Source organism: Sphingobacterium corticibacterium, assembly GCF_004208525.1.
Classification (GTDB): Bacteria; Bacteroidota; Bacteroidia; order Sphingobacteriales; family Sphingobacteriaceae; genus Sphingobacterium; species Sphingobacterium corticibacterium.
Map to the genome: position 1 here is coordinate 490,282 of NZ_SGIT01000001.1, position 16,722 is coordinate 507,003.

Annotated in this window: 10 protein-coding genes; 4 read left to right on the forward strand and 6 right to left on the reverse strand. The window is 42.3% G+C overall.

Features of this window, described 5'->3' with window-relative positions; genetic code table 11:
• Positions 1 to 5 precede the first annotated feature (5 nt).
• The 3 genes from EWE74_RS01995 to EWE74_RS02005 are packed head-to-tail and all read left to right on the forward strand — an operon-like array spanning position 6 to position 3,482.
• Entirely contained in the window at positions 6 to 1,217 is a 1,212-nt protein-coding gene (locus EWE74_RS01995) for a DUF4959 domain-containing protein (RefSeq protein ID WP_130139866.1), read from the forward strand.
• Between the two features lie 43 nt (positions 1,218 to 1,260).
• A complete protein-coding gene (locus EWE74_RS02000; RefSeq protein ID WP_165384627.1) occupies positions 1,261 to 2,499 on the forward strand; it encodes a DUF4998 domain-containing protein in 1,239 nt (412 codons plus the stop codon).
• Positions 2,496 to 3,482 (forward strand): arabinan endo-1,5-alpha-L-arabinosidase, encoded by a 987-nt coding sequence (locus EWE74_RS02005; protein WP_130139868.1) that lies wholly within the window; start codon positions 2,496 to 2,498, stop codon positions 3,480 to 3,482. The genes EWE74_RS02000 and EWE74_RS02005 overlap by 4 nt, the downstream gene beginning before the upstream one ends.
• Positions 3,483 to 3,490: 8 nt before the next feature.
• Here the strand turns inward: EWE74_RS02005 and EWE74_RS02010 are convergent, their stop codons facing one another.
• Entirely contained in the window at positions 3,491 to 4,627 is a 1,137-nt protein-coding gene (locus EWE74_RS02010; protein WP_130139869.1) for a glycoside hydrolase family 43 protein, read from the reverse strand.
• 344 nt (positions 4,628 to 4,971) lie between these two features.
• Here EWE74_RS02010 and EWE74_RS02015 point away from each other — a divergent pair, with 344 nt between their 5' ends.
• The gene (locus EWE74_RS02015) at positions 4,972 to 8,097 is read left to right on the forward strand and encodes a glycoside hydrolase family 2 TIM barrel-domain containing protein (protein WP_130139870.1); all 3,126 of its coding nucleotides are present in this window, start codon (positions 4,972 to 4,974) and stop codon (positions 8,095 to 8,097) included.
• A 103-nt stretch (positions 8,098 to 8,200) separates the two neighbouring features.
• Here the strand turns inward: EWE74_RS02015 and EWE74_RS02020 are convergent, their stop codons facing one another.
• The 5 genes from EWE74_RS02020 to EWE74_RS02040 all read right to left on the reverse strand — a co-directional run bounded on the left by EWE74_RS02020 (position 8,201) and on the right by EWE74_RS02040 (position 16,697).
• Complete coding sequence (locus EWE74_RS02020; protein WP_130139871.1) at positions 8,201 to 9,685, reverse strand: right-handed parallel beta-helix repeat-containing protein; 1,485 nt, start codon at positions 9,683 to 9,685, stop codon at positions 8,201 to 8,203.
• A 2-nt stretch (positions 9,686 to 9,687) separates the two neighbouring features.
• A complete protein-coding gene (locus EWE74_RS02025) occupies positions 9,688 to 11,280 on the reverse strand; it encodes a RagB/SusD family nutrient uptake outer membrane protein (protein WP_130139872.1) in 1,593 nt (530 codons plus the stop codon).
• Between the two features lie 9 nt (positions 11,281 to 11,289).
• Positions 11,290 to 14,571, reverse strand: coding sequence for a TonB-dependent receptor (locus EWE74_RS02030; RefSeq protein ID WP_206365114.1), 3,282 nt, complete (start codon positions 14,569 to 14,571; stop codon positions 11,290 to 11,292).
• A gap of 241 nt (positions 14,572 to 14,812) precedes the next feature.
• Positions 14,813 to 16,048 carry a FecR family protein gene (locus EWE74_RS02035; RefSeq protein ID WP_130139873.1) on the reverse strand — a complete coding sequence of 412 codons (1,236 nt, stop codon included), beginning with the start codon at positions 16,046 to 16,048 and terminating at the stop codon, positions 14,813 to 14,815.
• A gap of 64 nt (positions 16,049 to 16,112) precedes the next feature.
• Positions 16,113 to 16,697 (reverse strand): RNA polymerase sigma factor, encoded by a 585-nt coding sequence (locus EWE74_RS02040; protein WP_130139874.1) that lies wholly within the window; start codon positions 16,695 to 16,697, stop codon positions 16,113 to 16,115.
• Positions 16,698 to 16,722: the final 25 nt, after the last annotated feature.

Here is a 16,722-nt window from a genome sequence, read left to right on the forward strand (position 1 = left end):
TTTATATGAAAAAGATAACGAAGAATTTTCAATGGATATATTTTTTCATTGTTGTATTTGCTGTATTCTCGGCCTGTGATGAGCCCTTAGAATTTAGGGAAACTTTGGGAGAGGACGGCAGTGTACCAGGTCAAGTATCGAATGTGAAAGTCGAAAATCTCCCGGGCAAAGCCAAAATAACATATACTTTGCCTAATAACCGTAATCTATTGTATGTACAGGCAGAGTATACGATGGGTAACGGCGAAAAAGGAGTTGCCCAGGCTTCCTACTATCAAGATACGTTGGAAGTAGTCGGCTTTGCTAATACGGAAGAGCATGAAGTAAAACTTTATACGATTAGTAGGGCCCAAGTGAAATCTGAGCCGGTCATCGTTACTGTTAAGCCATTGGATCCACCTTTTAAAACTGTATTTGAAAGTATTCAGGTAGCAAATGCTTTCGGCGGCTATAATTTGGCAGCCTTGAATGAGGCACAAGATAACATAGGTGTCATGGTGATGTTTAAGAATGATTTTGGCGAATTTGAAGTCAACAATACACGGAGTATTTTTACCAAATCGAAAAGTATTGATTCTCGAATACGTGGAATGGAAGCTAAACCAACCGATCTTCAGATTTATGTACGCGATAATTGGGGAAATAGCTCAGATACGATGCGCATTCATATTGAACCCATTTTTGAACAAGAAATCCCGAAATCAGATTTTCGTCCGTTTGTATTGCCGGGCGATGCCCCACAGGTAACGAATGGTGCTCGATTAGAGTATGCTTGGGACAACCAACTGGGATGGCCAAATACAAGTTTTACCAATCAAACCACTGGTGGTTCGGATCCACATATTGTCACATTTGATATGGGGATTGAAGCTAAATTGAGTCGGGTGTGGATTAGGCCTTTCCCAGAGGGCACAAGATTTTATTTCTTGAGTACGATGAAACGTTTTGAAATATGGGGTTCTACTAATCCAAATCTAAATGGTGCTTTAGACGATAGTTGGCGTTTGCTAGGTAGTTATGAAGTAATAAAGCCTTCAAACTTGCCGTACGGGACTGACAGTGCCGAAGATCAGGCTACCGCTGCGGCTGGATTTAACTGGGAAGTTGATTTGGAAGCACCTAAGGTTCGGTATATCCGTATCCGCTGTTTAGAAAACTTTGCTGGTGGTACGGCCCAAAACATTAACGAGCTAAGTATTTTTGGAACATTAGAATAGCATAACCATGAAAAGAAAATTTATAAAGTGTCTTTATGGCACAATGATAAAGATTTGTGTACTTATTTCATTATCTGCTTGTAGTGATCAGACAAAGTGGGATTCGTTTAAGGACTACATGAAAGATGGTGAGATTATGTATACCGGGAAACTGGATTCGGTGAAGGTGTTTTCGGGGAATGAACGTGTGCGTTTCAGCACGCGTCTTCCCGCGGACCCGAAGGTCACAAAAATCAAAGTCCTATGGAACGATGGAAAAGAATCTGCTGAATACGATGTGGATATCGAGAGAATTTGGGCTGAATGGGCAATGGAAGGAGGATCGGGGCGTCCATTATTTGAAGTATATACACCTATAGAAGAGGGAGTACATAGTTTTACATTGTATACTTATGATGCTCTGGGAGTAGCATCCGTACCTGTACATGTGACGGGACGGTCTTACGGACAACGCTATCAGGATGCAATTTCTAATAAAAATGTAAATAATATTGTGCGGCTACGAAATGGTGATGTGCAAATCGATTGGTTTCCCTTTGATACATCGTTGGGTGCAATTGCCTTGGAAGTTAATTACATCTCTCAGAATGGAGAAGAACAACAATTTCTTACAGACGTTAGAGAAGATAGGACAATTGTTCCAGATGTTATCGAAGATGAGGAAGAAGCCAAGATTACGTATAGAACCCTCTTTAAACCAAACGCAAATGCTGTCGATACGTTTTATACAGGCTATAATACCGTAAGCGCCGCACCCGTGTTCTTTTGGAATTTGGTAGCGCCCTATGACAGAATTGCGAATGATGGTCGTTGGGGAATTTTGGCGGAATGGATAACGAATGACGCGGCAAAGAATATAAATGGGTTTGGTGGGCATGATACGCGCACTGGCCAGGGCTTATTATCCTTTGAAGCAGGTTGGGGAACAGCTAATATTGTCAATGGAAAAATATACCAAACAGCAGTGTTGCCGGCAGGTCGATATAAAATTGATATAGATTTTGTTCGAAATCATGCATCTAACGATGACGGAACTAATAACTTAATTTATGCGTTAGTGGCTGAAGGAGCTGGGCTTCCCAATGCTATAGATGTACCATCTTCTGCACTGGCTTATAGTAATTTATTATTTATCAATCCAGAGCAATATCGCATGCAATCATTTGAATTGGAACTTACGGAAGAAAAAGAAGTTAGTTTTGGTTTTGTGGCTAATCTGACTAGTACAAGTGACCAATTCTTTAACGTTAGATTGATTAAGTTTGAAAAAATAGAAGAATGAGGAAATTTAAGTTAATCACTATATTGACACTGCTTTTGCATGTCGTCATTTTGGTAAATGTAAATGCACAAGAAAGGTTGATCGGGTCGCATGACCCGGTCGCCATTCGTGAAGGCGATTACTATTATATATTTGCAACGGGCAATGGAATTAGTGTGATGCGTTCGGCTGATATGAAAAACTGGACGAGATTGTCTCCGGTCTTCAAGACTCCTCCTCAATGGACTACGGAAACGATCCATGCCTTTGATGGGCATATATGGGCACCCGATATCATCAGGCACAACGGCCAGTATTATCTTTACTATTCCATTTCCAGTTTCGGAAAAAGAACCTCGGCGATTGGTGTGGCTACGGCGAAGACACTCGATCCGGAATCACCGGATTTTGGTTGGACTGACCACGGTATGGTGGTGCGGTCTTACGAAGGCTGCAATTGGAATGCCATCGATCCCAATATCATCATCGATGAACATGGAATTCCGTGGATGACTTTTGGATCGTGGTGGGATGGTATACAGTTAGTTCGGCTACAGGATGATCTACTTCGTCTCCAACAGCCTGAAGAGTGGCATGCGCTCTCCAGTCGTTCCCGCGATGAAAACGGACGTTATATTGGCAATATTGGTGCAGTAGAAGCTCCGTTTCTTTTCCAGAAAGAGGGATACTACTACCTTTTTGTTTCATTCGACAACTGTTGTGCCGGTGTAAACAGTACCTATAAAGTAGCTGTTGGCAGATCGAAGGATATTCGTGGACCTTATCTTGATCGTGAAGGAAAAGATATGTTGCAAGGTGGAGGTACTATTGTTGTACAGGGCAACGATCGTTTTCCCGGAGTAGGGCATCAGGCCGTGTACCGGTTTGAATCGAAGGATTATCTATTCTTCCATGCGTATGATCGAGATGATAATGGACGATCCAAACTTTTGGTACGTGAAATAGCGTGGGATGAAACGGGATGGCCGAGCGTGAGACTTTAGTTGCTTTTTTAATCAAAAACACTTAAGTCCCATTTGTCGAACCATTTCAGCACCGGCATGCCATCTTCAAATACGATCGGAAACCAAACGTAACGCCCGTCGATGGGATTGCTTGGTTTCCACCGATCAGCCATAAAGATAAAAGCATCTTTTTTACCGGCTATCGGTAGGATATAGGTGCTTTGGGAATGGAAGGTGAGCTCAGCATCTTTTCCGACACAAGGGTTGGGATGCAATGTCCATTCGCCGAGGATATTGTCTGCCGTTAATAAACGTGCAGCATTGGGATCCCAGCCCGTACATCCAGAGGTAATCATAAAATACCGTCCGTCTTTCTTAAAGATTGCCGGTGCTTCGTTGTGCCCTGCTGGCGCAATCCGAATATATTTTCCCGTATAATCCAAATAGTCTTCCGTCAATTCCGCGATATGTAGTGTGAGGTTATCTTCCGAAGAGTAAATGTGATAACCCTTGTTGTCATCGTCTACAAAAAGCGTCATATCACGGGACATCTGTCCGCTTTCAAAATCACGACGTACAAACAATCCGTTTTCAATAGCCTTTGTCCATTCTTTTGTCCACCATTGATAATCTTCAGGTTTATCTGTCGCCGTCTGTTGTGCGGTTGTCACGTTCAATGGCCATTTGCCCGCGTTTACCCGGCTATTTTTAATGAGCTGGTAGGGGCCCTTAGGGGTATCACTTATCGCTACACCCACATGTGCGGCATCATATCCCTGCCCCTTTAGTTCCAGATGGAAATACATGACAAACTTTTTCGTTGCGGCATTATAAATGACTTTGGGGCGTTCGATAGTACTTCCTGCGGCAATCGGACTTTTATCGTCCTTCTTAACAGCCAAAGCAACTCCTTCATCCTGCCAATTGTATAAATCGGATGACGAATAACAGGTGACGCCTACCCACGCTGCATTAGAATGCTCTCCTTTATGTTCTCCAAACCAATAATACTGCCCGTCGTGGTATAAAATACCGCCCCCATGGGCATTGATCAATCGCTGATTGTTGTCAAACCATAGTTTTCCGGGGTAGAATGCTGTATTCTGTGCCATCATATCATTATAAGATAGCAAGGCTATGAGTAGGACGGTTAAGTATGTGTACGCGCCGGTCATTTTCTTCATGAGATAATCGTTTTAATGCTATTCGTTTGTGTTTATTTTATTGTTTACGCCAATACAAGTTTACGTATAATGTGTGTCTCGTTAGTGCGAACATCGCTTCAAAATCGTTTGATTTGGTTTCAAACTGTTGTTTTTGATGTCGCCGGGGTAGATTAGACAAGAATTTGGAAAAACGATAATGACCTTGTTTTAAGACGAGTTCGCCCCCCTGTTTTGACCGATTACCGGCGTATAATCAGGAAGATGGTTGTGTTTTCTACATATTTGAATGAATAATCGACATATAAAGCATTGAAATTAACCAATTTTGATAACAGTTAATCAAACGTAAGCATAAAACTAGAATGGTTAAGAGATTTATCAACCTAAACGTACTGATCTTATTGGGGATATTTATCCAAATAACAACGGTATTTGCACAATCCAATGAATGGGAAAATCCACACGTGTTGGATTTTAACAAAGAAAAACAACGTGCGTCCTTACGCTATTACGATAGTGGGGATCAAGCGCGATCTAGCGGATCGGAAAGTACCGAGCAGGTATTATCCCTGAATGGTGATTGGAAATTTCATTTTGCCGCAACCCTCGCAGAGCGTCCGTTAGATTTTTACCACACAGAGACAGATGAAACAAATTGGACAACATTGCCTGTTCCTTCCAATTGGGAAATGCACGGATATGGTATACCTATTTATACCAACATCGTTTATCCCTTTCCGGCCAATCCACCTTATGTCGGTCAGGAAGTACCTGTAGGAACTTATCGTAAGCATATCAAGCTACCTGCAGATTGGCATTCGAAACAAGCCATTTTACAGTTTGGTTCGATATCTGGCTATGCGGTGATTTATGTCAACGGAAAGAAAGTGGGGATGAATAAAGTATCCAAAATGCAGGCAGAATTTGATATCAGCAATGCATTGCAGGACGGACAAAATACGATTGCCGTGCAGGTCTTTAAATACCACGATGGAAGTTACCTGGAAGATCAGGATATGTGGCGTTTAGGTGGTCTGGATCGTGATGTCGCATTGCTTTTACTACCGAAAACAACAATTTGGGATATCGAACAATATGCCGACCTCGATGCGAAATATAAAGACGGGATTTTTACGACGAAGGTTGCTGTCCGTAATTTTGAAAAAGCGGCAGGACAAGGTAAAGTTAAAATGGAATTGTTCTATGGCAATCAATCCGTTTGGAAGGCAGAGCAGTCTTTCCGTTCTACCGATAGCCTGATATATGTCGAAGCGAAGAAAAAGATAACCAATGTCCATCCGTGGAGTGGGGAGATACCGAATTTATATCGGGCAGTCTATACCTTATACGATGCCGGAGGAAAGCCGGTACAGAGCACGGCCATACATGCGGGTTTCCGTAGGGTCGAAATAAAAAATGCACAATTGCATGTCAATGGCGTGCCAATATATGTGAAAGGTGTCAATCGCCATGAACAGCATCCGACCAAAGGGCGTGCGGTAGATCGGGAAGATATGATCCGGGATATCCAGCTGATGAAAGAATTGAATATCAACGCGGTTCGGAACTCCCATTATCCATCAGATCCGAGATGGTATGAACTGTGTGACGAATATGGTATGTATCTCGTTGACGAGGCCAACATCGAAACCCACGGAATGGGGGCGGAGTGGCAGGCTTGGTTCAACAAGGAACGCCATCCGGCCTATCGTGCGGAATGGAAACCGGCGCACTTGGATCGGATTGAACGGATGTTTGAACGCAGTAAGAACCACCCAAGTGTGATTATTTGGAGCTTGGGCAATGAATGTGGAAACGGTCCGGTATTCTATGAGGCATACAATTGGCTGAAAGAGCGTGACCTTTCCCGTTTAGTGCAGTTTGAGCAGGCGGGAGAAAACAGTAATACGGATATTGTCGCTCCGATGTATCCACACATGAACAGCATCTGGAATTACGCAAAAGCTACAGACAAGACCCGTCCTTATATCATGTGTGAATATGCCCACGCTATGGGAAACAGTACGGGTAATTTTAAAGATTTGTGGGATATCATTAAAGCTTATCCACACATGCAGGGAGGCTTTATTTGGGAATGGATGGATCATGGTATGGCGACAGATGATGGTTACGGCAATAAATTTTGGGCGTATGGTGGTGACTTGGGCGGATTCCATTTGCAAAACGATGAAAACTTTGTAGCGGACGGTTTGGTGAACCCTGATCGTACCGTGCCGCATCCCGGCGCTTATGAAGTGAAAAAGGTATATCAGAATATTGACTTTGAAGCAGAAGATATCGCAAACGGTAAGATAACCGTGAAGAACGCTTTCCATTTCAAGGACTTATCGGATTATACATTTGCTTGGGAAGTTATCGAAGATGGACAGCAGATTGAAAAAGGATCCTTCGAACTGGATTTACCTGCCGGTGAACAGAAAGTTGTTTCCATTGCCGTACCAGTTTGGCGGGAGGGGAAAGAGTATTTTGTCAATATCAAAGCTGTGCTCAAGGAAGATCAGCCGTTATTAACCGTTGGGCATAGCGTTGCAAACGAACAATTGCACATACAGGGAGATTATTTCGCACAACGTACTGCAGTTGAAGGACAACTAGAAGTGGAGCGTACAGAAGAGCAATTGAAATTCTCGAATGGTAATATTAGTGGTGTATTTAATTTGAAAAATGGAGAATTGATAAACTACGCTATCGACGGTGTAAGGGTGATACAAAATTTTCCGATACCTTATTTTTGGCGTGCCCCAACAGATAACGATTTTGGTAATGGGATGCCGGAGAAATTAGGTATATGGCGCAATGCCCATGTAAACCGAAAGCTGAAATCGGTAGATGTGAAGGAATTGGATGGCGACCGGTATGAAATAGTGACCGGCTACGAACTGACAGGAATTCACGTTCCTTATAAAGTGAAATATACGATTAACAATGATGCTTCCGTTACGGTGACAGCGAGCATGGACATGGGTGATCGCGAACTACCTGAACTGCCTCGTTTTGGTATGCGGATGATTGTTGACCGTCAGTTTGGGCATTTACGCTATTATGGACGTGGCCCCTGGGAGAACTATATCGACCGAAACTATTCTTCGGAAATAGGTATATATAAGGATAAAGTAGATAACCAGTATTTTTACGAATATATGCGTCCGCAGGAATCCGGTAACAAAACCGACGTCCGTTGGTTGCAACTGCTGAATGAAAAAGGGATAGGATTGGAAATATCCGGTGTGCAGCCGCTTGGGTTTTCGGCAACACGATATTCGGTGGAAGAGCTGGATCCCGGAATGACCAAAAAACAAATCCACCCCTATCAGCTCAAAAAATCGGGACATACACAGCTGCATGTCGATTTAAGACAACGGGGAGTAGCCGGAGATGATAGCTGGGGATCACTGCCGCATGCTCCATATAGACTAACGGACTCAGCATACTCCTATGGTTATACGATAAAAGCAATAAACAGGTAAATGAATGCCGAATGGTATAGTAAAAACGTAGTATAGTAGTGTTATATATGCTTCCATAAAAGACAGATGCTAGCATCTTTAGCTAGCATCTGAATTATCGTCGTTACCGTTTACTATTAAAATAATCTTCAATCGCCACCCGGTCTATGTATGAAATCGTTGCTTTTCCATTGGCGATACGCTTTGTTTTTAAAAACTTTTCTTTGAGCTGATTGGGCGTAATGTTCTTCTCCTTAAGTTTGAATACATTATTAGTTTTTAAACTGTCTGTATTAGCATAGCTACCATAAAATCTGTTTTCTTTGAGTAGGTTGTCCGTAGATTTTTGCAAATCGATATTGGAAGGCTCTGTCGAAATAAACTCGTTTTCCAATATTTTTGTTTGGTTTGCAAATCCACCCCATGAATCAGCTGTGATCATAGAACGATGGGTATCTTGGGTAAGTTTGTTGCCGGCGAAAATCAGGTTACGGAAGATGGTTGTCTGCTTTACGGGGCCGGCAATATGAATGGATGGGGAAAACATCCCGATTCGAGTAGGTTTCGTCCGTTGTCCGTCATTAATACTGAGGTTGTATTGGACAAGGGTTCCGATATTTCCTATTTGTTCAGTCGACTCGCCGGAATTACAAATAAGGACGAATCCACCATCGTTGTGATGACTGTAATTGTACTGTATGGTCGTATTGGTACAGTTATAGTCCGAGTCAAATCCTTGCGCATCCCAAGGTGCTTTGTGATCGCTTACCTCATTAAACTGAATAGTGGTATTATCGCAACTCCATGGCCAAAATCCAGCAGCGGCTTCGGTCTTCGGTAACGTACTGGGACAGTCCATCATTTTGTTAAATTCTATTAATGTGTTGACACATCCAATGGGTACAATGCCGTCGCCCGGTACACCACGTATTAAGTTGTTTCTCACTATAGTGTTCGTACTCGGAAACCATCGTTCATCCCTTTGCCAGTGCGCATTCCAAATCATGGCGTTCCGTTGGCAATTGGTGATCGTGCAGTGTTCGATAATCAAGCCATCGAAATTGGAAGGCTTGGTTTCTCCTCGACTCTGAATGAGTATACCGGAGCCGCCACCAGCTTCTTTCACCAAGCTCCCATTAACATCCCGGATATCAAGAGAGCGTAAGATAACCGACTTCGACGTACCATAATCAATTGATTCTAATTTGACTCCGGTTCGTGTCGCCAAATCGGAAGAACCATGGTTCACGATTTCTAAATCGCTGAGGATTAAATACGAACTGTTAAAAACACGGATGGCATACAGAGAATTGTCGGGAGCATTGACGACAGGTTTATCACCGGTGCCATAAGCGGCTATGACAATAGGATTGATAAAGCTTCCTTCACCGTTTAGTTCTAGCACGCCCTCGAAAACAGTGCCGCGTTTTAAAAGGATCGTATCCCCGGAAAGCAACTGCTTGGTGTTAACATTTTTAAACGTTTGCCAAGCAGATAGCTCTGTAAGACCATTATTGTTGTCATTTCCATTTTCAGCGTCCAGATAATAAGTTGCCGCTTGTAAAAAAAGCGGGATGATACCGAGTATTAAAATTAAAATTCTTTTCATTTTTACTTCCAAAGATGATGTTGTTCCATATTTTTGTTTGCGTCGACTTCTGCTTGCGGTATAGGCCAAATATATTCCTGTTCTCCTCGATAGTTCCTTTTTTCATATAAAAAATAGGTTCCGATATTTGAATACAGTCCACGTTCTGCCTCGATTCTATCGACGGCACTTTTTAATTCCTTCCAACGATACAGATCAAAGAGGCGCAGACCTTCGAAAGCAGTCTCCACTCGCCGTTCGTGCCGAATGATAGATCGCAGTTCATCCGTGGGAAGGCCTGTTCCTTCGACGTCTTCAACTTTCGGCATATCGGCACGTTCACGCACCTGATTGATATAGCTAAAGAGTTCAGACTCTGAATATCCTCCTTTCTCCAGTAATGCTTCTGCCAAGGATAGCAAAACCTCGGCGTAACGTATCACGTAAAAATCCTGTCCTGAATCCCAGGAATCGTTAGACGATTGAAGCGGATTAAAATATTTGAATACATAAACGGTAGACCGAGAAGGGGCAGCACCTCCGTAAAATTCCGCATTGTTATTTCCCCATTTCATGCCGGGTACGAATAGGGTTGCTTTTAAGCGAGGGTCACGGTTTTCGTAACGAATAGGATCGGGGCGATCATTTTTTAAATCATTAGGTCCCTCTATATAGAGATCGGATTCATCAATCGGCTTCCCATCTACGCAATAGAAATCGTTTGCCAGATCCAGACTGCCGTTCTCGGCTTCTAGCGGACTATCCCAGTGCGCAGCAAAAGAAGAACCTTCTTTGAGTCCGGGGCCTTCGAAGCGTACACCAAAGATAATTTCATTGCTACTCTCGGCAGACTGGGTAAACAACCGTGTATAATCCGAATAAAGTCCATAAATTCCCAAATCGACTATTGCCTTATAGGCACTGATCGCCTCGTCCCACATCTCATTATATAGGGCTAGCCGTCCGAGAACAGCTAAAGCAGCACCTCTAGTTATTTGTCCTCGCTGTTCCGGCGTAATCGGTAGGACTTCAAGTACAGTTTTTAGATCCCGTGCAATTTCTTCTACAATTACGGCCCTTTCTGTTTTCGGCTGGTCAGCATTCTCCATGGTTAACTCTTCTCGAATGAAAGGTACATCGTTGTAGGTCATCGTCAAGTTAATATACATCAGCGAACGGATAGTTATGGCCTCCGCTTTCATTATTTCTCTTTTGCTCGCATCCATTTCGATATTATCGATCCGGCTGATTAGTGTGTTACATCTGTTAATGACTTCGTAACATGCTGACCAAAAGTTACCGATTAGGGAACTTGTTGGCGTATGGATACCGTTCGCAATATCGTATCCGGCCATCCATCCATCCCAGTTAAAGTGTCCTCCGTTGTCGGTCAAGTTATCCATCATCGCGAAACCTTTTTCCCAAGGTCCACCATTATATAGGTAATTGTTCTGAAGCCCATCATAGCAAGAGGTGAGTCCCATTACAGCATCTTCTTCGGTTAGCCAGAAAGTCTCGTTGGAGATACCGGTTAGGGAATTTCTGTCTAGAAATTTGTCGCTGCAGTTTGTGCCCAACAGGGATAGGAGTACAGCGTATATATATAAATTCTTCATAGTTTTTAATTAAAATGTCAGATTAATCCCAAAAGAATAGGTTTTTGTGTTTGGATGAACATCGTTTCTCATATCCCAGCTGGCTTTCTCTGGGTCATATTCTTTAATGTCACTAAACGTCAATAGGTTTGTTCCGGCTAAAAACATACGCAGTTTTGATGCGCCAATTTTTTGAGCTAATGAAGCATCTAGGTCATAGCCGATTTCTAAACTTTTTAAACGGAGATAATCACCTTTCGTTAGCCAAAACGAAGAATATCTATCATTGAACGGAGAACCTAAGCGGGGCATTGATCCGTTGATGTTCTCTTCGTTATATCGATCCAGCCATCTTTTTGTTAGATTTCCGCCATTGGAGATCGTTGTTTGTTCCCAGTTGAACCTATCAAGCCCTCCGATACCCTGCCAGAACATGGAAAAACCAATATTTTTATATTGAAGTCCGACATTAAACCCGTATTCAAGTTTCGGAAAAGGATTTCCTATAATAGCCCGGTCACTATCGTTGATATTTCCATCTTGATTTACATCCAGGTACATGATATCTCCCAATTCTGGTGCTGTATCAAACTGTGTTATGGTCTTTTCTGTCCCGTTTACGTTTGTCGTCCTATTCAGATCGTCAGCGGTACGATATAGTCCGACAGCAACCAGTCCATAGTAGGCATTTATTGGATTTCCTTCGCGATTAATGGTGTTGGTTCCATAGTTGTCTATTCCACGGTTGTCGATTATCTTATTCCTTACAGCAGATAGGTTCAATCCGACGTTCCATTTGAAATCGTTCTTTCCATCGGTATAAACACTTACTAGTTCCCAGCCTTTATTTTGGACCCTTCCGGCATTTTGATAGGGCGCTGAAAGAGATCCCAGAAACGAGGGCGCCATCGCAAGGCGTAAGAGAATATCAGAAGTTTGCTTATTAAACCAGTCAAAGCTAAAGGAGAATTTATTTGAAAAGAGTGTTAGGTCCAACCCTATGTCGGTTATGCGTGTTGTTTCCCATTTTATCTTGTCGTTGGCAAGCTCTGTTTTGCGTAAACCGGTAGATAATACATCTCCAAAATAGTAATTTCCACCTACCTGTAGGGCCTGTGAAAACGCATAGTTGCCAATCTCCTGATTCCCGAGCATCCCCCAGCTTCCCCGAAGTTTTAGGTTGGAAATGAATGCCACATTTTCCATAAACGGTTCCCGATCGATGTTCCATCCGGCGGAAACGGACGGAAACGTACCGTAGCGATGTTCCCGCGGCATCCGTGACGATCCATCATGCCGTACATTCAGTTCCAACAAATATTTGGAATCATAGTTATAATTGATTCTGCCGAAGAATGACTGCAGTGCTGTTTCGTAAGCAGAGCCCGTAACTGCTGGGTTCAGCGTGCCTGCATCGATTTCATAAATATTATCCGTTGGGAAGTTTTGAATATAGGCTGAACCAAGGTCTGTTCTGCTCAATTGTGTAGAATGACCTGCTAAAATGTCCAACCGGTGGGCAGATTGCTCATAATGATAGGTGAGGATATTTTCATTGAGCAAAGTCGTAGACTTCTCGCTATAATCATTTAAACTGTTGGTCTGGTTCCGCATTAATAGATCGCCTTCTGCATTGTAAATTGCCGTTCTGGGTGAGAATGTCGAGATATCCTGTCTAAAAATCTTGTAGCCTAGATTCGATTGAAAGGATAAATTCTTTACGATTTCAATCCCCGCAAATATTTTTCCATCGAAACGTGTATTCTCAAAGGTTTTATTGCCTAAATGCAGTGATTCTATAGGATTCTTAAAAATGGTATGGGAAAGTGAAGTTCCGTCAACATATCCGTAATGTCCGTTTGCATACCGAACAGGTACGGTAGGGCGTGTAAACCAGGTGATCATACGCATAAGCCCTTCTCCTGAAACTTCGGTAATCGGTTCTTGAATATCCTGTTTGCTGCCGGATAGATTTAAACCAACATTTAGCCGCCCAAGTTTCGAGTCGACATTGGAACGGAATCCATATCTGTTGTTGCCTGTATTCAACATGATGCCATCCTGATCCATATATTGGCCCGAGATCATGAAACGCGAATTTTCATTGCCGCCGTTTACGGAAAGATGATGGTGGTGCATGCCGGCGGTACGGAACATTTCATCCAGCCAGTCTGTATTTGCGAAATGATCGGGATCCGTTCCATCCGTTATTTTTTGTATCATCTCAGACGTATACACTTCGGCACCTTTTGCCTCATTGAATGCTGCTGCCCATTCCCTTGCGTCAAGATAATCGGTCATGATATTAGGCTGTTGAACAACATAGTTTCCAGCATACGATATTTGTGTTTGCTGTGCCTTTCCTCGTTTGGTCGTTATTAGGATGACTCCATTGGCTGCCCTGACCCCGTAGATAGAAGCTGATGCCGCATCCTTCAGCACGGTTACATTTTCTATATCATGAGGCGCAATATCTGCAATCTGGGACACCGTACTCTCTATTCCGTCAATAAGTACCATCGGGTTATTATTGTCGCTCAGTGTGCCGATTCCGCGGATCCGGATTTCGGGACTGTCTTTACCTGCTTGTGCACCATTGTTGGTTAACACCATACCCGGCAATCGCCCCTGCAACATGTTGGTGGGATTCGCTATTGGCGCGTTTGCGACATCTTCAAAATTGATAGAAGCAACAGAACCTGTTAAATTGACTTTCTTCTGCGTACCGTATCCTACGACGACGGTCTCCTCCAGGATATTCTCCGATGGCGAAAGCTGTATTATTTTTTCGCCCTTTAGGTTTGCGGCCTTTACTTCCGATGTTTCATAGCCAATATAGGATACGATTAACAACGGGTCGGTTATGTCCGTATTAATAACAAAGGTGCCCGAAGCATCTGTGGTTACTTTTTTGTCGTCACCACGAACGGCTATAGTAGCTCCGGCTACAGGTTGGTTGTTCTCATCGACTACTTGACCCGAGATAGACTGTTGCGGTGCTGTTTTGGATAATGTTACTTTTGGCGATGGTGCGATAACAATAGTTTTATCAGAAAGCGTCCACGTCAGATTTTGATTTTTTAATATGATTGCCATAGCATCCGGTAGCTCCACGTTCCGAATGTCAACAGAGATACGTGTGTTGGCAATATTGGCTCCCCGAAAAAAATAGGTATATCCCTGTTGTTTCTGGATAGATCCCATAACGTTTTTCAGCGTCTGATTACGTGCGGCAACATTGATCCGCTGAGCATTTACACGTGCTACGCAGTGGAACACGGAGAGCATTATCAGAAAGATCGTTAATTTCATAAGAAAAAAGATTCGAAACACAAAGCGGTAACAAGACCACCTTAAAAATGGTTTAAAAAACATAGATTTGTAATGTTAGATTGGTAACTAAGTTTATAAACGCTAAGTTTTCTGCTTAGCGGGAACCGATCAACGCTTTTCTCCGGGTGATGTTGGTCGCATCACCCGGTCTATTACGGTTGTTGATCTGATCTTTATCTGCTGTTATGGTAGTTATTCTATAATTTCCTCCTTTCTGTGGCTAATAAGTTTGTTCGTCCTGAATAATTAATTTACGGTGTGTTCCTTCTGCCTCCAATCTAAAGTTCAATCCGCTCTTTCTTAGGATGTCAAGAACTCCACTTAAGTTTTTATCCCTATCAATTATACCAAAGAACTCGAATTTAGGCGCCTTACCGTCATATATAATATCGATGTCGTACCATTTTGCAAGTTGAGAAAAAGCTTCTTCTGGCGAGATACCATCAAAATAAAACTGTCCATTTTTCCATGCGACAAATTGTTCAACATCGACTTCTCTCGTAAAAAAGTGTTTCCCATTGAATACGCTCTGTTGTCCGGGTATGAGTATTAAGGGAGCTGCCTGGATATCTTTACCGTCCAAGGAAACTTTTCCCTCTATTAAAGTTGTTATTATTTCTGTTCGTTCGTTATAGGCTGATATATTGAACTTTGTTCCCAACACCTTTAAGGTCTGATGCTTCGATTTAACAATGAACGGAATCTCATGAGCAAGCGAAGAAACTTCAAAATAGGCTTCTCCCTCCAATTCTACAATACGCTGGTTCCCTGCAAAGCGTAGTGGATAGTGGAGTTTGGAGCCAGCGTTCACCCAGACTCTAGTACCATCGGATAAGGTTACGTGATAATGGCTACGGAGCGGGACTTCTAAGGTGAGAATGGCATTTTGTGGTGTAGAAGTATCTGCTATTTCAATCTGTCGTCCGTCTGCATAAGAAATCGTTGTGTTGTCAGCAATTATGCCGTCTGAATCGTTATCTAAGTCTATTGTCTTCCCGTTTGGTAACGTTAAAATCGCTCGATTGGTACCCGGGGCGATATCGGAAAGATCGACAGAATAGTCTGTCTTAGACGGGCGGAAAATAGGCTTTGTTTGGCTAATATAAAAATAAACGGAACTAAGTAGAATAAGTATTGCGGCAGCATATTTTATCCAGTTTAGTGAACGTTTTGAATCGATTCTAATCGGTTCTGATCCCTTTTTGTCCCCTCTGATCTGTTCTTTTATTTTTTCCGTTAGGACGGTTAGTTCCATGCCCTCTTTTTGTCGTGCGACAATCCGGTTATAAATGGAAAGATCTGTAAAAACTTTGTCGGCCGCCTCCAACTCCGAAAGCAGTTTAATATTTTCGGTATCTGCATGTAACCACTCCTGCAATAACACAGATTCTTCTGTTGTGAGGTCGTTATGAAGATATTTTTTTATAAGGAAAGCTATCAATTGTGTATCCAGCATCTTTCTTGTTTTTTTAATATATACCGGATTCTAAGGAGAAACTTAGTAAAAAAATAAAAATAATTTAGGGCTGATAAAAATAGGCCAAGACCAGTAAATTGTATAACTCAAATTTCCTTTTCTTTAAAAGTAGGCGCAAAGTAGCCTGGGCTTTTGATTTTGCGTAGAATACGTTGTTTTTACTGGTTTTTAAAATAGCACAAATCTCTTCCGTTGAATAACCATCCAAAAAGCTCATTTTAAATATTAATGCTTGTTGTTTAGGCAGCTTTTCAAGTTCGTTGTAAATTAATTTGAGGAATTCAGCGTAAATAATTTTCCGATTTATATCATGATCATCAGCGATGTCCAATGATGCTAAATCATAATCTAAAACAGGTTGTTTTTTTAGCTTTTCAAGATAATTCAGGCACGCATTTCGAGTTACCCGGAATAAAAAGTTTTGTAAATGTGATTCGTTTTTTAAAAGATGTTTGTTGTGCCATAGTTTTACAAAACTATCGCACGCAAGCTCTTCGGAGAGCTGTTCGTCCCGGACATGCTTGTAGGCAAAGAAGGTCAACGTCTGAATGTTGTTCTTGATATAATAATCCAACGCTACCTCATCGCCTTTTTTTAATCGATCAAAATAATTTTTCTGTTCATCCATAACCCCAGCTCATCGTGAATATACT